This window comes from Ancylobacter novellus DSM 506 (assembly GCF_000092925.1).
GTDB classification, from domain to species: Bacteria; Pseudomonadota; Alphaproteobacteria; order Rhizobiales; family Xanthobacteraceae; genus Ancylobacter; species Ancylobacter novellus.
This window is the reverse complement of record NC_014217.1, coordinates 2,657,079-2,678,108: the sequence shown is the minus strand read 5'-3', so window position 1 is coordinate 2,678,108 and position 21,030 is coordinate 2,657,079. Positions and strand designations below refer to the sequence as shown.

The 21,030-nt window shown below is 69.0% G+C and carries 19 protein-coding genes; 11 read left to right on the top strand and 8 right to left on the bottom strand.

The annotated features are described in order from the left end of the window. The first annotated feature begins 10 nt into the window (after window positions 1–10). The 7 genes from glgA (at window position 11) to modC (ending at window position 9,464) form a co-directional block, all read left to right on the top strand. Window positions 11–1,468, top strand: coding sequence for a glycogen synthase GlgA (gene glgA / locus SNOV_RS12770; RefSeq protein ID WP_013167356.1), 1,458 nt, complete (start codon window positions 11–13; stop codon window positions 1,466–1,468). Then, window positions 1,465–5,607, top strand: coding sequence for a bifunctional glycogen debranching protein GlgX/4-alpha-glucanotransferase (locus SNOV_RS12765; RefSeq protein WP_013167355.1), 4,143 nt, complete (start codon window positions 1,465–1,467; stop codon window positions 5,605–5,607). Before glgA ends, SNOV_RS12765 begins: the two co-directional genes overlap by 4 nt. An 83-nt stretch (window positions 5,608–5,690) precedes the next feature. Continuing rightward, the gene (locus tag SNOV_RS23830; RefSeq protein WP_013167354.1) at window positions 5,691–5,945 is read left to right on the top strand and encodes a hypothetical protein; all 255 of its coding nucleotides are present in this window, start codon (window positions 5,691–5,693) and stop codon (window positions 5,943–5,945) included. A 370-nt stretch (window positions 5,946–6,315) separates the two neighbouring features. Then, window positions 6,316–6,555: a hypothetical protein gene (locus SNOV_RS12755; protein WP_013167353.1), complete on the top strand. Its 240-nt coding sequence runs from the start codon at window positions 6,316–6,318 to the stop codon at window positions 6,553–6,555. Between the two features lie 168 nt (window positions 6,556–6,723). Beyond that, the gene (gene modA, locus SNOV_RS12750) at window positions 6,724–7,527 is read left to right on the top strand and encodes a molybdate ABC transporter substrate-binding protein (protein ID WP_013167352.1); all 804 of its coding nucleotides are present in this window, start codon (window positions 6,724–6,726) and stop codon (window positions 7,525–7,527) included. Window positions 7,528–7,674: 147 nt separating this feature from the next. Next, window positions 7,675–8,364, top strand: a complete 690-nt coding sequence (gene modB / locus SNOV_RS12745; protein WP_081441031.1) for a molybdate ABC transporter permease subunit — start codon at window positions 7,675–7,677, stop codon at window positions 8,362–8,364. Continuing rightward, the gene (modC, locus tag SNOV_RS12740) at window positions 8,361–9,464 is read left to right on the top strand and encodes a molybdenum ABC transporter ATP-binding protein (RefSeq protein ID WP_013167350.1); all 1,104 of its coding nucleotides are present in this window, start codon (window positions 8,361–8,363) and stop codon (window positions 9,462–9,464) included. The genes modB and modC overlap by 4 nt, the downstream gene beginning before the upstream one ends. 9 nt (window positions 9,465–9,473) lie before the next feature. Here the strand turns inward: modC and SNOV_RS12735 are convergent, their stop codons facing one another. The 8 genes from SNOV_RS12735 to xylF form a co-directional block, all read right to left on the bottom strand. Continuing rightward, the gene (locus tag SNOV_RS12735) at window positions 9,474–9,671 is read right to left on the bottom strand and encodes a DUF3309 family protein (protein WP_013167349.1); all 198 of its coding nucleotides are present in this window, start codon (window positions 9,669–9,671) and stop codon (window positions 9,474–9,476) included. Between the two features lie 51 nt (window positions 9,672–9,722). Continuing rightward, entirely contained in the window at window positions 9,723–10,133 is a 411-nt protein-coding gene (locus SNOV_RS12730; RefSeq protein ID WP_013167348.1) for a winged helix-turn-helix domain-containing protein, read from the bottom strand. A gap of 57 nt (window positions 10,134–10,190) precedes the next feature. Beyond that, window positions 10,191–11,543: a PepSY-associated TM helix domain-containing protein gene (locus tag SNOV_RS12725; RefSeq protein WP_013167347.1), complete on the bottom strand. Its 1,353-nt coding sequence runs from the start codon at window positions 11,541–11,543 to the stop codon at window positions 10,191–10,193. 99 nt (window positions 11,544–11,642) lie between these two features. Beyond that, a complete protein-coding gene (locus tag SNOV_RS12720) occupies window positions 11,643–12,194 on the bottom strand; it encodes a copper chaperone PCu(A)C (protein ID WP_013167346.1) in 552 nt (183 codons plus the stop codon). Between the two features lie 89 nt (window positions 12,195–12,283). After that, window positions 12,284–12,676, bottom strand: coding sequence for a hypothetical protein (locus tag SNOV_RS12715; RefSeq protein WP_013167345.1), 393 nt, complete (start codon window positions 12,674–12,676; stop codon window positions 12,284–12,286). Window positions 12,677–12,762: 86 nt separating this feature from the next. Next, the gene (locus SNOV_RS12710) at window positions 12,763–13,596 is read right to left on the bottom strand and encodes an ATP-binding cassette domain-containing protein (RefSeq protein ID WP_013167344.1); all 834 of its coding nucleotides are present in this window, start codon (window positions 13,594–13,596) and stop codon (window positions 12,763–12,765) included. 11 nt (window positions 13,597–13,607) lie between these two features. Beyond that, window positions 13,608–14,936 (bottom strand): sugar ABC transporter permease, encoded by a 1,329-nt coding sequence (locus SNOV_RS12705; protein ID WP_013167343.1) that lies wholly within the window; start codon window positions 14,934–14,936, stop codon window positions 13,608–13,610. A gap of 86 nt (window positions 14,937–15,022) precedes the next feature. Next, a complete protein-coding gene (gene xylF, locus SNOV_RS12700) occupies window positions 15,023–16,063 on the bottom strand; it encodes a D-xylose ABC transporter substrate-binding protein (protein WP_013167342.1) in 1,041 nt (346 codons plus the stop codon). 291 nt (window positions 16,064–16,354) lie between these two features. On the opposite strand from xylF, the gene SNOV_RS12695 reads away from it, so the two are divergent. The 4 genes from SNOV_RS12695 to SNOV_RS12680 all read left to right on the top strand — a co-directional run bounded on the left by SNOV_RS12695 (window position 16,355) and on the right by SNOV_RS12680 (window position 20,989). Continuing rightward, a complete protein-coding gene (locus SNOV_RS12695; protein ID WP_013167341.1) occupies window positions 16,355–17,392 on the top strand; it encodes a LacI family DNA-binding transcriptional regulator in 1,038 nt (345 codons plus the stop codon). Window positions 17,393–17,427: 35 nt separating this feature from the next. Beyond that, entirely contained in the window at window positions 17,428–18,885 is a 1,458-nt protein-coding gene (gene xylB, locus SNOV_RS12690) for a xylulokinase (RefSeq protein WP_013167340.1), read from the top strand. Beyond that, a complete protein-coding gene (gene xylA, locus SNOV_RS12685; RefSeq protein ID WP_013167339.1) occupies window positions 18,882–20,201 on the top strand; it encodes a xylose isomerase in 1,320 nt (439 codons plus the stop codon). Before xylB ends, xylA begins: the two co-directional genes overlap by 4 nt. 155 nt (window positions 20,202–20,356) lie before the next feature. Then, the gene (locus SNOV_RS12680) at window positions 20,357–20,989 is read left to right on the top strand and encodes a L,D-transpeptidase (RefSeq protein ID WP_013167338.1); all 633 of its coding nucleotides are present in this window, start codon (window positions 20,357–20,359) and stop codon (window positions 20,987–20,989) included. The last annotated feature ends 41 nt before the right edge of the window (window positions 20,990–21,030 follow it).

The window sequence follows — 21,030 nt, the reverse complement described above, 5'->3', positions numbered from 1 at the left end:
TGGGTCCGGCGTGTCATCGTTGAAGATTCTTTCGGTCGTTTCCGAGGTTTTCCCGCTTGTGAAGACCGGCGGGCTGGCGGATGTCGCCGGTGCGTTGCCGGCGGCGCTGGCGCCGCACGACATCGAGACCCGCACGCTGCTGCCTGGCTATCCGGCTGTGCTGGTGGCGCTGGGGGAAGGCGAGACGGTGCACCGCTTCGACCATCTGTTCGGCGGGCCGGCGCGGCTGCTCGCCGGCACGGCGGGCGGGCTCGACCTCTTCGTCATCGACGCGCCGCATCTCTACGACCGCCCCGGTGGCCCCTATGTCGGTCCGAACGGCGTCGACTGGGGCGACAATGCCCAGCGTTTCGCTGCGCTCGGCGCGGTGGCTTCCGGTCTCGGCCTCGGGCTGCTGCCCGGCTTCGTGCCCGACATCGTCCATGCGCATGACTGGCAGGCGGCCTTGGCGCCGGCCTATCTGCATTATTCCGGCGGGCGGCGACCGGGAACGGTGATGACGATCCACAACATCGCCTTCCAGGGCCAGTTCCCCGCCTACATGTTCGGCATGCTGGGCCTGCCGCCGCATGCGTTCGCGGTAGACGGCGTCGAATATTACGGCATGGTCGGCTACCTCAAGGCCGGCCTGCAGCTCGCCGATCGCATCACCACCGTCTCTCCCGGCTATGCCGGGGAGATCAGGCTGCCAGAGGGCGGCATGGGCCTCGACGGGCTGCTCAGCGCCCGGAGCGACGTCGTATCGGGCATATTGAACGGCCTCGACGAGGCGGCGTGGAACCCCGCCACCGACACGCTCATTCCCTCGCCCTTCGACGAGAAGAAGCTGAAGGCGCGCGCCGCCAACAAGGTGGCGCTGAAGCAGGCCTTCGGCCTCGATCCCGATCCCGACGCGCTGCTGTTCGGCGTGGTGAGCCGGCTCTCCTGGCAGAAGGGGCTCGACCTCCTGGCCGACAGCCTGCATACGCTGACCGGCCTCGGTGCGCAGCTGGTGCTGCTCGGCTCGGGCGATGCCGATCTCGCCGGCCGCTTCTCCTGGGCGGCGCAGACCAATCCCGGCCGCATCGGCGTCGAGCTCGGTTATGACGAGAAGGCGGCACATCTGATCCAGGCCGGCTCCGATGTTCTCATCGTGCCCTCGCGCTTCGAGCCCTGTGGGCTGACCCAGCTCTCGGCGCTGCGCTATGGCGCGTTGCCGCTGGTCTCGCGCGTGGGCGGCCTCGCCGATACGGTGATCGACGTCAACGAGATGGCGCGCACCACCGGCGTCGGCACCGGCGTGCAGTTCTCGCCCGTCACCGCGCCGGCCTTGCAACTGGCCCTCAAACGCATCGCTGGGCTGTGGCAGGACAAGGTGCTGTGGAAGAAGCTGCAGCGCAACGCTATGACCACCGACGTTTCCTGGGAGCGCGCTGCCAAGCAATATGCCGCGCTGTTCCGCCAGCTCGCCGCGGAGCGCGCCGCGTGAGCGATCCGGGCGTTTCGCCGGGTCGTCACGAGCCGCTGGGCGTCACGGCGGACGCCTTGGGGGTCAATGTCGCGGTATTCTCGGCCAATGCCGAGCGCATCGAGTTCTGCCTGTTCGACGCGGCGGGCGAGAAAGAGATCGCCCGTATTGCGCTGCCGGGACGCACAGGGGACGTGTTCCACGGCCATATCGTCGGTGTGCCACCCGGCGCACGCTACGGCCTGCGCGCGGCGGGGCCGTGGGCGCCGTCCAGCGGCCACCGCTTCAATCCCCACAAGTTGCTGGTCGATCCCTATGCCAGCCGGCTCGACCGGCCGTTCCGGCTCGACGTCAGTATGTTCGACGTCCGCGCTCTTGGTGCCGACCGTGACGAGACCGACAGCGCGGCGGTAGTTCCGAAGGCGATCGTGCCGCAGCCGGAGGGCACGGCGCCACGCGCGGCACTGCCGTTCCGCTGGGACGGCGAAGTGCTCTACGAGCTGAATGTGCGCGGCTTCACCAAGCGCCACGAGGCAATTCCACTCAATATGCGCGGCACTTTCGCGGCGCTGGCGCAGCCGCCGGCGCTCGACCATCTGGTGAAGCTCGGCATCACCACGGTCGAGCTCATGCCGTCCATGGCGTGGGTCGACGAGCGGCATTTGCCGCCACTCGGGCTGACAAATTACTGGGGCTACAACCCGGTGGCGTTCGGCGCGCCGGATCCGCGCCTTGCGCCCGGCGGCTTCGAGGACGTGGCGCTCGCTATCGAGGCGCTGCACGGCGCCGGCATCCGGGTCGTGCTCGACGTGGTGCTGAACCACACCGGCGAGAGCGACGAACTCGGGCCGACGGTGAGCCTGCGCGGTCTCGACAACGCCACCTATTACCGCCACGCCAAGGACAATCCGGCGCGCCTGATCAACGACGCCGGCACCGGCAACACGCTGGCGCTGGAGCACGCGCCGGTGCTGCGCCTCGGCATGGACATGCTGCGGCGCTGGGCAGCGCTCGGCCTCGACGGCTTCCGCTTCGATCTTGCGGTGACGCTCGGCCGGCGGCCGGATGGCTTCGACATGGAGGCGCCTTTCCTCGCCGCGCTCCAGCAGGATCCGATGCTGCGCGACCTCGCGCTCATCGCCGAGCCCTGGGATATCGGGCTGGGCGGCTACCAGGTCGGGCAGTTCCCGCCGAACTGGGGCGAGTGGAACGACCGCTTCCGCGACACGGCGCGGCGCTTCTGGCGCGGCGAGGCGGGCATGGTGGGAGAGCTTGCCACGCGGCTCGCCGGCTCGGCCGACATCTTCGGCGCGCGGCGCCGGCCGCTGTCGCGCGGCATCAACTTCGTCACCGCGCATGACGGCTTCACGCTCGCCGACCTCGTCTCCTTCGAGCGCAAGCACAATGAGGCCAATGGCGAGCAGGACCGCGACGGCACCGGCGACAATCACAGTTGGAACCACGGCGTCGAGGGCTGGACCGAGGATGCCGGGATCATGGCGGCGCGCCGCGCCGACATGCGGGCGCTGCTGGCGACGCTGCTGATCGCCCGCGGCACACCCATGCTGACCATGGGAGACGAGCGCGGCCGCTCGCAGGCCGGCAACAACAACGCCTATGCGCAGGACAACGAGCTGACCTGGCTCGACTGGTCGAAAACCGACGAGGACCTCGCCGCCTTCACCGCGAAGCTGGTGAAGCTGCGCCTCGCCCATCGCGCGCTGCGGCTGGAGGCGCCGCTGGCCGGCCATCCGCTCGACGCCAGCGGCATCGCCGACGTCGAGTGGCGCGCGCCGGATGGCGGCGCGCCGCATTGGGACGATGGGTCCACGCGGGCGCTGGTGGCGGTGTTCTACGCGCCGCCGGGCGAGGAGGAGCCCGCCGACCGTGTGGCGGTGGCGCTCAACGCCTCGGACGAGGCGCTGGCGCTGCAATTGCCGGCGCCGCGCGACGGCTTCATCTGGCAGGTCGCCGCCGACACGGCGCAGCCCGATGGTGAGGGCGGTGCACGCGACAGTCTCGCCGCCCGCTCGGTGCTGGTGCTCGTCGAGGCACCGACACCGGACCCGCCGCGCCTGCCGACCGATCCCGCTGTGCTGGAGACGCTCGCCGCCGCCGCCGGCATCGCCAATGAATGGTGGGACGTCGAGGGCACGCATCACCCGGTCGGCGACGACACCAAGCGCGCACTGCTTGCCGCTCTGCATCTGCCGGCCGGGACCACCGGCGAGGCGCGCGACAGCCTGGCGGAGCTGTCGGAGCAGCGCTTCAGCCGCGACCTGCCCTTCGTCCGCGTGCTGCGCAGCGGCGAGGCACCGAGCCTGACCCTCGCGGGGGCGGCCGCCGACGCGGTGCGGCGGCTCGATTTCGTCATCCGGCTGGAGGATGGCGGCGAGTTCGACTTCTCCGTGCATCCGGAGGAGGGGCGGCGGGAGGTGGCGACGCGGCCGGACGGGCGGCGCGCCTTAATCTGCACCATCGGCCTGCCGGCGCTTCCGGTCGGCCGCCACACGCTCATGCTGGGCGAGACCGCCTGCCTCGTCACCGTCGCGCCGCACGCCTGCCATCTGCCGCCCGAACTCGCGGCCGGCGGGCGGCTGACCGGTATCGGTACGCATCTCTACACGCTGCGCCGCGCGGTGCTCGATCAGGGCATCGGCGACTTCACCGCGCTGGGCGAACTCGGCGCGCTGGCGGCGGGGCAGGGCGTGTCGGTGCTGGGCCTCAACCCGCTGCACGCGCTGTTCCCCGACGACCGGGAGCGGGCGAGCCCCTATTCGCCCTCCGACCGGCGCTTCCTCGATCCGATCTATATCGACGTCGCCGCGCTCGGCGCCGATACGGCGCCCTTTGCCGTGCTCTCGGCCAAGGAGGCGGTGGATTACACCGGCGTCTGGGCGGCGAAGCAGGCGGCGCTGAAGGCGGCCTTCGCCGCGTTCCGCTCCGACGCGGATTTCGACCGCTTCGTCACGGAAGGTGGCGAGGCGCTGCGCCGCTTCGCCATCCATCAGGCGATCTCGGCCGAATATCCGGGCAAGGGCTGGCGCGACTGGCCGGGCGGCCTGAGCGATGTCGATAGCCCGGCGGTCGAAAGCTTTGCCGGCAAAAATTCTGAGGCGGTGCGCTTCGCGCTGTGGCAGCAATGGGTGGCCGACCGGCAATTTGCGGCCGCTGCCGAGCGGGCGCGGGCGGGCGCTCTCTCGCTCGGCTTCTACCGCGACCTTGCCGTCGGTACTGCGCCGGACGGGGCGGAGGCCTGGTCGGAAGCTTCCATGCTGATGCAGGGTGTGAGCATCGGCGCGCCGCCCGATCCGCTGGGGCCGGAGGGGCAGAACTGGAACCTGCCGCCCTTCGATCCGCTCGCCTTGCAGCGCGACGGCTACCGCGGCTTCGCGGAGCTGGTGCGGGCGAATATGCGCCATGCCGGGGCGCTCAGGATCGACCATGTGATGGGCCTGCGCCGGCTCTTCCTCATCCCGCATGGGGCGAGCGGCGCGGAAGGCGCCTATCTCGCCATGCCCTTCAGAGGGCTGGCCGGACAGGTGGCGCTGGAGAGCACGCGGGCGAAGTGCCTCGTGGTCGGCGAGGACCTCGGCACCGTGCCCTTCGGCATGCGCGAGCATCTCGCCGACGAGCGCATGCTGTCCTACCGCGTGCTGTGGTTCGAGCGGCAAGGCGAGGATTTCGCGCCGCCCTCCGCTTATCCGGCGCTGGCGGCGGCCTGCGTGTCGACGCATGACCTGCCAACGCTCGCCGGCTGGTGGCAGGGCGTCGATATCGAGGAGCGCCGCGCGCTCGGGTTGGAGGATGAGGCGAGCGTCGAGACGGCGCTGGCCGAGCGCGCCCGCGAGCGCGAAGAACTGGGCGAGGCGCTGCTCAAGGAAGGGCTGATCGCGGCGCTGCCGGCGCCCGACGCGCCGCTGGACGACGAATTCCTCGCCGCGGTGCACGGCTTCATCGCTCGTACCCCGTCCATGCTGGCGCTGGCACAGCTCGACGATCTTGCGGGAGAAACGGTGGCGGTGAACCTGCCGGGCACCGACCGCGAGCGGCCCAACTGGCGGCGCCGGCTGTCGCGTCCGATCGAGGAAGCGATGGAGAGCAATCGCGCCCGCGCCGCGCTCGCCGCCATGGCGAAGGAGCGCGGCGCGAAATCCTGAAGGCCCCCTCCCCAATGGGGAGAGGGAATTGCGGGCCAGTACCGAGAGACTGGATCCCCGGGCCAAGCCCGGGGATGAGGCCGATGCTGACGACCGATCCCCAGCCTTACGGCGTGGGCGGGGTCGCGGGCGAGCCGCCGGGAGCCGGGGCCGGCGGGGTGCTCTCCGGCGTGGCCGGGCTCGGTGCGGCGGGCGGCGTCGTGGCCGACGAACCCGGTGCCGGGGCTGGCGGGGAAGTTGGATCGGCCGGCGGCGTGGCCGGCGAGGTGGAAGCGGGCGGTGTCGGGCTCTCGGTAGGCTGCGTCGTCATCCGTCCCGAATATTGGACGGCGGCATAGATCGCGAGGATTAGCACGACGGCGGCGATGATGAGGGCTGTGGTGCGGTTCATGCGGCGTTACTCCGGCTCGGCGTCGGGCGGCGGGGCTTTGAATCAGAAGGGCTTTTGCCCACCGCGCGGCACGGATGAGGGGCGGAAACGACGTCGGGTGCTCACACCGGAAGCGCGCGCCGGTGTGGAGCGACCCCAATCCTGAACACCTTCATGTGGCAATCTTTCCCCCTCGCACAGATTCCCGTTGTTCCAACGCGCATATTGGACGAAAGTTCCAGACGGCCCGACGCCGACAGGCCGCCGGGACCTAGATCGAGCCGCAGAAGCGGCCGCGCCGCCCGTCTCCCCGACGGGCAAGCAGGGAGGGGACGAACATGTCGCAAGACGATTTCGACGTTGTCACGCTTTCGCCTTCCACCGTGCGCGTGATGCATCGCGTCGCCCATCACATCTACGAATTCTCGCTGGTGGACGACGGCTGCGGACGGCGTGTGGTCAGCCGCGGCCCGCGGATCACTTTCGGCAAGGATTGCGATATCCCCGCGTGGGATCTCGTCGCCCGCGCCGAGACGGTCGCCGCCCAGACGGCGCGGCAGACCGGCATGATCGACTGACCGGCGCCGGGCGTATCGCTTCTCCGCTTCCCTGAAAACCGCGCTCTCTGAGCGGGTGCCCGCGCACATCGCCGTGCGCGGGCACATCGGCGCTTGTATCCCACGGCTAATCATGTATATGGAGGAATACATGTATATGAGCGGATATACCAATCAGGGAGCTACGCCATGCCGCCGCGCCATCTGCCGTCTCGCCGCCTCGTCCTCCGCGGTGCCGCGGCGCTGCTCGCGGCCGTCTTCCTCGCCGCGCCGCTCGCGGGCGCTCGTGCGCAGGACGCCGCGCCGACCGTCTTCGCCGCTGCGAGCCTCACCAACGCCTTCCAGGACATCGGCAAGCTCTACAAGCAGAAGACGGGCAAGGATGTGAGTTTCTCCTTCGCCGCCTCCTCGGCGCTGGCCAAGCAATTGGAGGCCGGAGCACCGGCGGCGATCTTCGCCTCCGCCGACCTGAAGTGGATGGACTACACCGATGGCAAGGGTCTGACGCTGAAGGACAGCCGCGTCACCCCCATCGGCAACAGCCTCGTGCTGATCATGCCGGCCGACAAGGCCAAGGAGGTGAAGATCGACAAGTCGTTCGACTGGCTCGCCTTCCTCGGACCGGACGGCAAGATTGCCACCGGCCTGACCGACAGCGTGCCGATCGGCATCTATGCCAGGACCGCGCTGACCAGCCTCGGCCAGTGGGATAAGGTGAAGGAGCGCGTGGTCGGCGCCGAGAGCGTGCGCGCGGCCCTCGCTCTGGTCGAGCGCGGCGAGGCCACCGCCGGCATCGTCTATTCGACCGATGCCGCCATCGCCAAGAACGTCAAGGTGGTCGCCAACTTCCCGGCCGACAGCCACCCGCCGGTGGAATACCCGTTCGAGCTGGTGAAGGGGCAGGACACCCCGGCAGCCAAGGCGTTCTTCGACTTCCTCGCCGATCCCGAGGCCAAGGCGGTTTACACCAAGTACGGCTTCATCGTGAAGTGAGCCTTTGACATAGTAACGTTGTCATCCCGGAACGGCCGTCAGGCCGTATCCGGGATCGTGTGATCTTTCCCGACAGCGATCCCGGCTCGCGCGTGCCGCGCGTCCGGGATGACGGTGAAAGAGGGGATGACGATCTTAACAATGGGCATGCTCACACCGGAGGAATGGACGGCGGTCTACCTCAGCCTGAAGGTGGCGTTCTGGGCGACCTTCTGGAGCCTGCCTTTCGCCATCCTCACCGCCTGGGTGCTGGCGCGGCTCGACTTCCCCGGCAAGGGGCTGTTCGACGGCATCGTCTACCTCCCCCTCGTGCTGCCCAAGGTGGTGGTTGGTTATCTCCTGCTGATCGCGCTCGGCGCGCGCGGCTTCATCGGCCAATATCTCGACGCCTGGTTCGGGATAAGGCTGATCTTCACCACCGCTGGCGCGACGGTGGCCGCGGCGGTCATCAGTTTCCCGCTCACCGTCAACGCCATCCGCCTCGCACTGGAGGCGGTCGATCGCGGGCTGGAAGTGGCGGCGCGCACGCTCGGCGCCTCGCGGATCGACGTGTTCTTCTCGGTGACGCTGCCGCTGATGCTGCCGGGCATCCTCTCCGGCGCGCTGCTCTCCATCGCCTCGGCGCTGGGCGAGTTTGGCGCCACCATCACCTTCGTCTCCAATGTCGAGGGCCAGACCCGCACCATCCCGCTCGCCATCTACAGCGCCACCCACATGCCGGATGGCGACGCCATGGCGCTCAGGCTCACCATCGTCTCCATCGTGCTGGCGCTCGCGGCTCTGCTGGCGGCGAACCTCGTCGACCGGCGCATCCGGCTATTGATCGGGCGCGTATGATCGAGATCGACATCCGCCTCGCGCGGCCGGGCGGCTTCTCGCTGCAGGCCGATTTCACCGTGCCGAATGCCGGCGTCACCGCGCTGTTCGGCCGCTCGGGTGCCGGCAAGACCACGATCATCCAGGCGGTGGCCGGCGTGGTGCGGCCGGATGAGGGGCGCATCGCGGTCGACGGCGAGACCTTCTTCGATGCGGCGCGCGGCATCGACGTGCCGATCGAGGCGCGGCGGGTCGGCTATGTGTTCCAGGAGGCGCGGCTTTTCCCGCATCTCTCGGTGGAGAAGAACCTGCGCTATGGCGAGCGGCGCAGCCGCGCGGCGGAGCGGCCGATCGCCTTCGACGCGGTAGTCGAACTGCTCGGTATCGGTCATCTGCTCACGCGCCGCCCACATACGCTCTCCGGCGGCGAGCGCCAGCGCGCCGCCATCGGCCGGGCGCTGCTGGCGCAGCCACGGCTCCTGCTGATGGACGAGCCGCTGGCCTCGCTGGACGAGGCGCGCAAGGCGGAAATCCTGCCTTACCTGGAGCGGCTGCGCGACCGGATGGGCTTGCCCATCCTCTATGTCAGCCACTCGGTCGACGAAGTGCTGCGCCTCGCCGACACGGTGGTCGCGCTTCAGAACGGCCGGCAGGTCGCCAGAGGGCCGGTCGCCGAGGCGATGGCGCGGCCGGAAATGGTGCCGATCGTCGGGCGCTTCGATGTCGGTGCGCTGCTCGACTGCACGGTGGCGCGGCACGATCCCGCCTATGCGCTCTCCAGCCTCGCCTTCGCCGGCGGGGAACTGCGCGTGCCGCAGGTCGACCTTCCCGTCGGCGCGCCGGTGCGGGCGCGGGTGCGGGCGCGCGACGTGGCGCTGGCGCTGGCCAAGCCCGCCGACGTGTCGGTCTCCAACCTGCTGCCTGCCATCGTCGAGGAAATTCGGCTGCAGGAAGGCCCCTATGCCGATGTCATGCTCAAGGTCGGGGAGGGGCGGCTGACCTCGACCATCACCCGCGAGAGCGTCGAGCGGCTGGCGCTGCGGCCGGGCCTTGCCCTCTGGGCGATGATCAAGAGCGTGGCCGTGGACAGCCGCAACCCGGATTTCGGTGCGCCGGGCTAATTCGGCCGACTAGTTCGGGTCCTGCATGATCGGCGGCACGCCGGGGCCGACCGCGAACTCGTCGCTGACGAAGCCGATCACGGCGAGGATAATCAGCGCGATGACAAGCACCACGAGCACGCCGCGCAATCCATAGGCGCGATGGCCGAAAAAGCCGGTGGCGCCGAGCAGCACCAGGATCAGGATGATGACGATGAGGGTCTGCATGGGGCCTCCGCTTGTCAGGGAGAACCACCGAACGGGCAGGATGGTTCCTGACTACCCTTCCGCCTTCTCCTCCATCGGCGGGGCGAGGGCGGCGCGCATCTCCTCGACCGCCTTGGCGCTGGCGGCGGCACTGGCGCGCTCCACCTCGCGATAGAGCGCGATCAGCCGCTCGCCGAAAGGGGTGAGGTCGGTGCCGTGGCCGCGCCGGCCCGGATAGGTCTCGACAATCGGCTCGCGGAAATTGCGCGCGATCTCGTCGACCAGCAGCCAGGCGCGGCGATAGCTCATGCCCATGCGGCGGGCGGCGGACAGGATCGAATGCTCGCTGCGGATGGTCTCCAGGAGCTCGATCATGCCGGGGCCGAGATGCCGCCCGTCGCCGAAATAGACGCGGATGAACAGCCCGTCGCGCGGCCGGGGCGCGTCCGTTTCGTCTGCTTCTTCAATGCTCTGCCGTGCCATGCGCGCCCCTTCCCATGAACGCGATGTTAGGGGAAGAGGCGCGGGGCGGGAACCCGCTCAAGCGGTTCTCGTCCGGGGACGGCGACGGGCGAAGGCGAGGTCGAGAAGCACCATCGCCAGCAGCGAGGCCCCGACCAGCGGGAAGATCAGCCCGACCACCGCCATGAGGGCGATGAGCCCGCGCATCACCGAAGGATCGCTTGGGGCCGGCGGGATGCCGAGCGAGCCCTTCGGCCGGCGCTTCCACCACATCACCCCGGCCGAGACCGACATCAGGAGGATGGCGAGGCAGACCGCCAGCATGAGGAGCTGGTTCGCCAGCCCGAATTCCTGGCCCATATGGACGTTGATGCCCCATTCCATCGCCTTGGCGGCGGGGCCGTAATCGGCATAGCTCATGTCGAGCAGAGGCTTGCCGCTGTACTGGTCGAGATGGACGACGCGCTGCTTCGACAAATCGTCCGGGTAGACCGCCGCCGAATAGACGCCGGTGGGTCCGCCGGGCAGGCTCAGCGCATAGCCCGGCGCCACTCCGAGCCGGTCGAAGGTGGCGGCGGCCTCGTCGATGCCGATGGGCTGGCCGGGAGCGGGGGAGGATTCCGGCATCCGCGCCTGCTCCAGCGACCAGGCGGTCGGGCCGTTCGCATGGGCGAGATGCTCGTCCGACATCGGCACGTCGACATAGAGCCCGGCCGGGTAGCCGTAATTGGAGCTGTTCACCCACTCGTTCACCTTGGCGCCCCAGAACACCGACCACGGCATGCCCGACAGCGACATGAAGCCGATGGCGAGGCCGGCGACGGCGCCGGTCACCGCGTGCAGGTCGCGCCAGAACACGCGGCGTCGGGGCGTGCCGCGCACCGTCAGCACGCCGCCGGCCTGCTTGCGCGGCCACCACAGATAGAAGCCGGTGCCGACCAGCAGGATCGACCAGCCGCCGACGATCTCGATGACGCCATTGGCGAGCGTCCCGAACTCGGCCAGGCTGTGCAGGCGGCGGACGATCCACATGACCGTGCCGCGGTCGGGCAACTCGCCGAGCACGCGGGAATCATAGGGGTCGACATAGACCGAGCGGCGCTCGCCCTCGGCGGTCTTCACCACCACCTCGGCCGAGGCGTCTGGCGTCGCCGGCATGTTGACCTTGAGCGCGGTGTCGGGACGCGCCGCCAGCGCGGCGTCGATCCAGGCGCTTGGCGCCTGTGCGGGTGCTTCGCGCGTGGCGACCAGCTTGAGGTCGCGATGGACGAGGCCGTCGATCTCGTCGCGGAAGAGATAGAGCCCACCGGTCACGCTGAGCAGGATCATGAAGGGCAGCACCATCAGGCCGGCATAGAAGTGCCAGCGCCAGACAGCGCGGTAGAGGTCGACCGCGCGCACGGAGGCGGCAGGCGTGGCTGTGGCGGTCATCGGAACGATCCGGATAACGGGTTTTCAGGGCGCGAGGGTGCGCTCCCGGCTCATTAGCCAGGCGGCACGTCGCGCGGGTTCGATTGAGGCGCGGCGGCGCTAGTTGGTCGGCGGTGCCATATGGCCGCTATGGTCCTCGGCCGCCGGCGCGGCCTTGGGTCCGCCCATGCCCTCGATCTTGAACTCGACGTTCACCGTGCCTGCCTTGGCGAAGGTGAGCGTGCCCTTGAAACTCTCGCCCTGCTTGAGCGGCTGCTTCAGCCCGATGAACATGAGGTGATAGCCGCCGGGCGCCAGCTTGAGCTCGCCGCCGGCCGGAATTTCGATCCCATCCGCGAGCATGCGCATGTTCATCACCCCGTCCTTGACGGTCATCTCGTGGATTTCCACGCGGTCGGAGATTTCGGCGGTGCCGGAAACGAGGCGGTCGGCTTCCTTGCCGTCATTCTCGACGCTGAGATAGCCGCCGCCGACCTTGGCGCCGGCGGGCGTCATGCGCGCCCAGGGATGGCCGATCTCGAGCTGGCCGATCTTGTAGTCATGGGCAAAGGCCGGCTGCACGGCGAAGAGGGCGAGGGCGGCGGCGAGGATGAGGAAGCCGATACGGTCCTCGGTGCCGCGCAGCGCGCGGCGCAGGGTGAAGCGGATCATGATGGTACTCCCGATGCCGGCGGGCGCCTCTCTGGCGCGGCCGGCGGATTCGACTGACGTGTGGAGGCGCCCGCGGTGCAGGCATTGCGTCAGGCGAGGGGAGGTGCGCGCGCGAGGCGGGGCGAACGTTCCACGCCACAGGCGACGACGGCATCGCGCGGCAGCGGAGCGTTGACGAGGGCGGGTGCGAAGGGCCGGGCGAGGCTGGCCGATGCCGGCGGCGGCAGGCCGGCACCGAGCGAGACCTGGCAGCCGGTGGTGCAGCAGTCCGGCGTGTGATGAGCGGGATCGGCCGGGGCGGAGGGGGCACCATGCGTGCCGAGACACAGCACCTGGCCGAAGGCGTCGACGGCGACGCCGTTTGCTGCATGGGCGCCGGTCGCGAGGCCGCCGAGCAGCGCCTGCAGCACGAGCACATAGGCGACGGCGAGAGCCATCCCCATCCTGCGCAGCGTGGCTTTCGGCCGGTCCTCGGGCGTCATCGGGAAAGAACTCCTCACCCGCGATCTAGCACGGACGAGGGCGTCGCGGAACAGCGGCACGGCGACGCTGGCCGTGCCCGCTCCCCTCAGTGCGACGCGCCCGGGCCGGGCATGGCGCCGGGGGGCACCTTGCCGAGGATGATCATGCCGAGCACCTCGTCCTGGGTGACGTCGGAGGTGCGCGCGGTGCCGACCAGCTTGCCGTTCTTCATCACGCTCACCCGGTCCGCGAGGTCGAACACGTCGTGGATGTCGTGGCTAATGAGGAAGATGCCGATGCCTTCAGCTTTCAGCTGCTTGATCAGCTCGGCCACCTGCGCCGTCTCCTGCGGGCCGAGCGCCGCGGTGGGCTCGTCCATGATCAGGATCTTGGCGTTGAAGTGGATGGCGCGGGCGATAGCGACCGACTGGCGCTGACCGCCAGAGAGGCCGCGCACCGGCTCCTTGAACTTGCGGAAGTTCGGGTTGAGCCGGCCCATCACCTCGCGGGTGGCCGCTTCCATGGCGACGTCGTCGAGCGTGCCCCACGGCGTCATGATCTCGCGGCCGAGGAACAAATTGGCGGCGGCGTCCACGTTATCGGCGAGCGCCAGCGTCTGGTAGATCGTCTCGATGCCGTAGCGCTTGGCATCGCGCGGATTGGCGATGCTGGCGGCCTCGCCATTGATGCGGACCTCGCCGGTGTCGGCCTTGTAGGCGCCGGCGAGGATCTTGATCAGCGTCGACTTGCCCGCGCCGTTGTGGCCGAGCAGGGCGACGACCTCGCCTGGCATCAGGTCGACGGTGACATGGTCGACGGCGTGGATGCCGCCGAAAGCGATGCAGATGTCACGCATCTCCACCAGCGGGGTGCCGGCGACCTGCGAGGCGCCGGGCGGCAGTGAGGTGGCGGCAGTGGTGGCGGTGATGGTGTCAGTCATGGTGTCACCTCTCACTTGAACCGCTTGCGGTACATGGTGTCGATCCACACGGCGAGCACCAGCACGATGCCGACCACGATGTTCTGGTAGGGCGTGTCGACCCGCATCAGCACCATGCCGGACTGCAGGCTCTGCATCACCAGCGCGCCGATCATGGCGCCGGCGATGGTGCCCGAGCCGCCCGACAGCGAGGTGCCGCCGATCACCGCCGCGGCGATGACGTAGAGCTCGTCGAGTGTGCCCTGCGCGTTGGTCGCCGAGTTGAGGCGGGCGGTGGAGATGGCAGCGCCGATGGCGGCGAGCGCGCCCATCAGCGCGAACACGGCGAGGGTGACGCGCTTGGTGTTGATGCCGGCGAGTTCGGCCGCCTCCGGATTGCCGCCGATGGCGAAGACGTAGCGGCCGAAGCGGGTGCGGGTGGCGACGAAGGTCATGACGATACCGACGGCGAGTGCCACCAGAACCGGCACGGCATAGCCGAAGCTGATCGAGATGCCCTCCGGTGGCACGGTGATCCCGGCGGCCTCGGCATAGCGGCGGGCGAGCGCCGGCGGCAGCGTATAGGCATTGACCATCAGCGTCGCGGCGACGACGGCGAGGCAGCCGGCGGCGACGATGACGAGTTCGGCCCAGACGGGCTTCAGCGGGAAGTGGAAGCGCTGGCGCTGCCGGCGCGCCTGCACGGCGGCGGCGGCGATGAACAGGCAGGCGATGGCCGCGACGATCCAGCTCCATTCGGCGCCGATCGAGCCGTCGGCACCGCCGCCCAGCAGCTTGAAGTTGTCGTCGACGAGCGGGATGGTCTTGCCCTGTGCCACCGCCCAGGCGGCGCCGCGCCAGACCAGGAGGCCACCCAGCGTGACGATGAAGGCGGGCACGCCGAGATAGGCGATGACGAAGCCGTGCAGCGCGCCGATCAGCGCACCGATGGCGATGCCGGTGACGAGCGTGAAGATCATCACCGCCGGGTTGTTGAAGCCGAAGGTCGGCATCAGGTAATTGACCTGGAACACCGCCATGATCATGCCGGTGACGCCGAGGATGGAGCCGACCGACAGGTCGATGTGGCGCATCACGATCACCAGCACCATGCCGGTGGACATGACCGCGATGGAGGAGCTCTGGACCGATAGGTTCCAGAGATTGCGCGGCGTCAGGAAGGTGCCGTCGGCGAGGAAGTCGAACACGACCCAGATGACGGCGAGGGCGCCGATCATGCCGAGGAAGCGAACGTCGAGCTCCAGCGCGCCGAGGAAAGAGGTCGGCGCGGAGGCCGGTGCCGAAGGCGATCCCGGCCTGGATGACGGGACGGGCGTGCTGGCCGTCGTGGTGTCGGTCATGGGCATCCTCCTGCTGCCCGCGCGACCCCGCGCGGGCGCCCCGGTGGGCGAGCGGCGGGGTTGGTCCCCGCCGCGATTGGCCTTGCTCAGTCGCAGGCCTTGACGGTGCCCGGCTTCACGCCCTGGCAGACGGTCGCCTTCGGCACCCAGCCAGCCTCGATGATCACGTCGAGATTATCCTTGGTGATCGGAACCGGCTTCAGGAAAGTGGAGTTCATCGACACCTTCTTCGGGCCGCCCGAGAAGGTGGTCGTGCCCTCGACCGACTTGGGGTCGGCGCCCTTGGCGAGCTGGAGGGCGATCTCCGCGGCGCGCTTGCCGAGCTCGCGGGAGTCCTTCCACACAGACACGGTCTGGGTGCCGAGCGCGATGCGGTTCAGCGCGGCGAAGTCGGCGTCCTGGCCGGACACCGGCACCGAGCCCGCGAGGCCCTGCGCGGCGAGGGCGGCGACGGCGCCGCCGGCCGTGCCGTCATTGGAGGCGACGACGGCGTCGACCTTGTTGTTGGCGGCGGTCAGGAACTGCTCGGTGTTCTTCTGGGCGTTGGCGGGTAGCCAGCTGTCGGTATAGGCCTCACCGACATTCTTGATGTCGCCCTTGTCGATGGCGGGCTTGAGCACTTCCATCTGGCCGGAGAACAGGAAGTCGGCATTCGGATCGGCCGACGAGCCCTTGATGAAGAGGTAGTTGCCCTTCGGCGCCAGCTTCTGCACCTCGGCCGCCTGCATGCGGCCGACCTCCTTGTTGTCGAAGGTGATGTAGTAGGCGTAGGGGATCTCGATCAGGCGGTCATAGCCGACCACCGGGATGCCCTCGGCCTCGGCCTTGGCGATGGCGGGGGCGATGGCGTCGGAATCCTGCGCCAGGATGATGAGGGCGTTGGCGCCCTGCGCGATCAGCGCCTCGACGTCGGAGAGCTGCTTGGCGGCCGACGACTGGGCGTCGGCGGAGATGTACTTGGCGCCGGCGGCGGCGAGCGCCTTCTTGATCGCAGCCTCGTCGGTCTTCCAGCGCTCTTCCTGGAAGTTGGACCAGCTCACGCCGACCACGGGCTCGGCGGCGCGGGCCGCGCCCGTCGCCACCATGGTGGCGAAGGCGGCGGCGGTGATCATCAGTTTCAGCTTCATACGTTCCTCCCAAAAATGGGTGCGATATGTCGGGGCTGTCGGGCTTCGCCGTCTCTGCAATCAGAGGTGCGTGCCTCGATCCTTTCCTGACGTTCGGACCTCATAGAGATTCGAGATTCGTCAAATTGTTGATCGACCGCAACGGGCCGACATACCTTCAGACACCTCGCCAATCCGGGTGACTGCGGTCAAGGTAACAAATCGTGAGGCTCGGCGCCCTCGATATTTGGTCTAGTTGATTACCTCAGACGATGAGTTGCGTACCTCAGATTTTGAGGGCATCCTTGCCGCATGTCCAGAGATGTTTCGCGCATAACCCTGCAAGACGTGGCCCGCGAGGCCGGCGTGTCGCTGGCGACCGCCGACCGCGTGCTCAACGGCCGCACGGGGGTGCGCGGAGCTACGGTCGAGCGGGTGAAGGACGCCGTGGCGCGCCTGGGCTATCGCCCCAACCTCGCCGCGGCGCGGCTCGCGCGCGGTTCGACCTACCGCTTCTGCTTCGTCCTGCCGGTCGGCGCCAACGTCTTCATGCGCACGCTCGCCGAGCAGGTGGCCAACACCGCGGCGTGGCTCGCGACCAACAACGCCTATATCGATACGCTGCGCGTCGACGTGTTCGAGCCCGAGACCTTGGCCACGGCGTTGGAGGGGCTGATCGGCCATTATGACGGCGTCGCGGTGGTCGCGCTCGACCACCCGACCGTGCGGGCGGCGATCGACGACCTCACCGCCGCCGGCATCGCCGTCGTCACGCTGGTCTCCGACGTGCCGTCCTCGCACCGGCTGCACTATGTCGGCATCGACAACATCGCGGCCGGTCGCACCGCCGCGACGCTGCTCGGCCGCTTCGCCGGCGGACGGCGCGGCACGATCGGGCTCATCGTCGGCACACCAGCGCTACGCGACCATGCCGAGCGCCAGTTTGGCTTCACGCAGGTGCTGGCGGGCGAATATCCGGCGCTGAAGGCGCTGCCGGCGCGCGAGAGTCTCGACGAGGACGAGCGCACCGAGGCCATCGTCTCGCAGATGCTGCGCGAGGTGCCGGACCTCGTCGGCCTCTACAATGTCGGCGCCGGCAATCGCGGCATCGCGGCGGCGATCTCCGCCGCCAATCGCGCCTCCGACCTCATCTTCATCGGCCACGACCTTACCGACGACACGCGGCGCTTCCTGCTGCGCGGGGTGATGGACGCGGTGATCAACCAGGACCCCGGCCACCAGTCGCGCTCGGCCGCCCGGGTGCTGCTGGCGCATTGCGCCGGCGAGCCGCTGCTGAACGAGCAGGAGCGCATCCGCATCGACATCTTCGTGCGGGACAACCTGCCGTGACTTTCCCCTCCAACCGTGCCGAAAGGGCGTGAGGCATGTTTCTCGGCCTCGACATCGGGACCTCCGCCATCAAGGCGGTGCTGGTCGACGACGCACAGACCGTCATCGCGACGGCGGAGACGCCGCTGGCGATCTCGCGCCCGCAGCCGGGCTTCAGCGAGCAGAGCCCGGAGGAATGGTGGGAGGCGACACTCGCCAGCATCGACCGGCTGAAGGCCGAGAACCCGCAGGCGCTCGCGGCCGTGCGCGGCGTCGGCCTGTCCGGCCAGATGCACGGCGCCGTGCTTTTAGACAAAAATGGCGACGTGCTGCGCCCCGCCATCCTGTGGAATGACGGCCGCGCCTCCGCCGAGTGCCGCGAGTTGGAGGAGCGCTTCCCCGACCTGCACGCGGTCGCAGGCAATCTCGCCTTCCCCGGCTTCACCGCGCCGAAGCTTTTATGGGTGCGCAAGCACGAGCCGGACATCTTCGCCCGCACGGCCAAGGTGCTGCTGCCCAAGGCCTATGTCGGCTATCGCCTCACCGGCGAGATGGTCGAGGAGATGTCGGACGCCTCCGGCACGCTCTGGCTCGATGTAGGCAAGCGCGACTGGTCGGACGCGGCGCTGGCGGCGACCTATATGGACCGCTCCTTCATGCCGCGCCTCGTCGAGGGCAGTGCGGCGGCGGGCAAGATCACGTCCGACCTCGCCGCGCGCTGGGGCATGGCGACGCCTCCGGTGCTGGCCGGCGGGGCGGGTGATAATGCCGCCGGCGCCATCGGCCTCGGCGCCATCCACGCCAACGATGCCTTCGTCTCGCTCGGCACCTCCGGCGTCCTGTGGGCGACGACCGACCGCTACGCGCCGAATCCGCGCTCCAGCGTGCACGCCTTCTGCCACGCCATCCCCGCGACCTGGCACCAGATGGGAGTGATCCTTTCCGCCGCCTCGGCGCTCGGCTGGTGGTCGGGCGCGACCAAGGTGGCGCCGGGCGAGTTGCTGGCGCCGCTCGGCGAGGCGCCGGACGCGCCCTCGCGGTCGATCTTCCTGCCGTACCTTTCCGGCGAGCGCACGCCGCACAACGACACGGCGATCCGCGCCGCCTTCATCGGCCTCGACCACGACGCCTCACGCGAGGCGATGACGCAGGCGGTGCTGGAGGGCGTCGCCTTCGCCTTCAAGGATTGCCTCGACGCGCTCGCCGCCGCCGGCACCAAGCTGACCGAGGCCGACGTGATCGGCGGCGGCTCGCGCTCGCGCTTCTGGATCGCGGTGCTGGCGAGTGTGCTCGGCCTGCCGCTCCACCGCGTCGAGGACGGTGAGCGGGGCGGGGCGTTCGGCGCCGCGCGGCTCGCCCGTATGGCCGCGACCGGCGAGAGCCCGGCGGCGATCTGCCTGCCGCCGCGGCGCATCGAGACCATCGCGCCCGATCCCATCCTTCAAGCCGCCTATGCGGAACGGCACGCGCTCTACCGGGCGCTGTACCCCGCCCTCAAGGGAGTGACCCCATGAACGCCCGCTTCTTTCCCGAGGTCGCGCCGCTGAAATATGCCGGCCCGACCAGCCGGGACACCTTCGTCTACCGCTGGTACGACAAGAACCGCGTCGTGCTCGGCAAGCGCATGGAGGACCATCTGCGCTTCGCCGTCGCCTATTGGCACAGCTTCACCTGGCCGGGCGGCGATCCGTTCGGTGGCGAGACCTTCCTGCGCCCATGGATGCACGGCAGCGACGAGATGGAGCTGGCGCGGGCCAAGGCGGAGGTCGCCTTCGAGCTGTTCCGTGTCCTCGACGTGCCGTTCTTCGCCTTCCACGACCGCGACATCGCCCCCGAGGGCAGGTCGCTGAAGGAATCGAACGCGAATGTGCGCGCCATCGCCGACGTCTTCGCGAAGAAGATGGAGACCGAGAAGGTCAGGCTGCTCTGGGGCACGGCGAACCTGTTCTCCAACCGCCGCTTCATGGCCGGCGCCGCCACCAATCCCGATCCGGAGGTGTTCGCCTATGCCGCCGCGCAGGTGAAGAACGTGCTGGAGGTCACGCATGAGCTCGGCGGCGAGAACTACGTGCTGTGGGGCGGGCGCGAGGGCTATGAGACGCTGCTCAACACCTCGCTGCCGCGCGAGCTCGACCAGATGGGCCGCTTCCTCAACCTCGTTGTCGAGCACAAATACAAGATCGGCTTCAAGGGCACGATCCTGATCGAGCCGAAGCCGCAGGAGCCGACCAAGCACCAGTACGACTTCGACGTCGGCACGGTGTACGGGCTGCTCTGCCGCGCGGGCCTCGAGAAGGAAGTGAAGGTCAACATCGAGGCCAACCACGCCACGCTCGCCGGCCACAGCTTCGAGCATGAGATCGCCATGGCGGCGGCGCTCGGCATCTTCGGCTCGATCGACATGAACAAGGGCGATGCGCAGTCCGGCTGGGACACCGATCAGTTCCCGACCAATGTCGAGGACACCGCGCTCGCCTTCTACGAGATCCTTAAAGCCGGCGGCTACACCACAGGCGGCACCAATTTCGACGCCAAGATCCGTCGCCAGTCGATCGAGCCGGAGGACCTTGTCCTCGCCCATGCCGCGGCTATCGACGTGTGTGCGCGAGCGCTGCTGATCGCCGCCGACATGTTCGAGGACGGCGCGCTGCGCAAGGCGGTCGACGCCCGCTACGCCCGCTGGGACGAGTCGGAGAACAAGGCCATGCTGGCGCCGGGCGCTTCGCTCGAAGCCATCGCCGCCCGCGTCGAGGCGCAGCGCCTCGATCCGCAGCCCCGCTCGGGCCGGCAGGAGCGCTTCGAGGCGCTGGTCGGCAGCTATCTGCGCTAACCTTCATTCTGCGCCGGTGATCGGCACCGGCGCAGATTTCATCTTCCTGTGATTGACTTGGTGGCATTTCCCCCGTTCGATCGGCAGTCGGGAGCGACCCGTGACTCGGTGCCGGCCAGCCCAGGCCCGCCGCAGCCATCCAAGGGGGAGTACGAATGCGTCTTCGCATGACGGGAGCAGCGCTGGCCGCTGCGAGTGTGACGGTCTTTGCCGCCCTGTCCTTTTCCACCGCCGACGCCCAGGTGCGGCCGCCGGCGACGCTGGGCAACAAGATCGTCGACGTGCCGGAGAAGCCCGGCTACGTGCCCTCCGCCGAGGAGGAGCAGCTCGATCCGGCGTTCCGCCGCCAGCCGGTGTATTTCCGCACCAACGAGGCGCCGGGCACCATCATCATCCACACCAATGAGCGCTTCCTCTATTTCGTGCAGGGCGACAACCGGGCGCTGCGCTACGGCATCGGCGTCGGGCGCGACGGCTTCCAGTGGTCGGGCCTGCAGAAGGTGAGCCGCAAGGCCGAGTGGCCGGACTGGACGCCGCCGCCGGAAATGATCCAGCGCCAGCCCTATCTGCCGCGCTGGATGGCGGGCGGTCCGGGCAACCCGATGGGCGCCGCCGCGCTCTATCTCGGCTCCACGGTCTACCGCATCCATGGCACGAACATGCCCGACACCATCGGCATGGCCGTCTCCTCGGGCTGCTTCCGCCTGATCAATCCGGACGTGCAGGATCTCTTCAACCGCGTGCCGGTCGGCACCAAGGTCGTCATCCGTCAGGCGCCGGAGCTCTGAGCCTCAGGGTTCTGCGTGTCCGGGCGACATCGATCGATCTG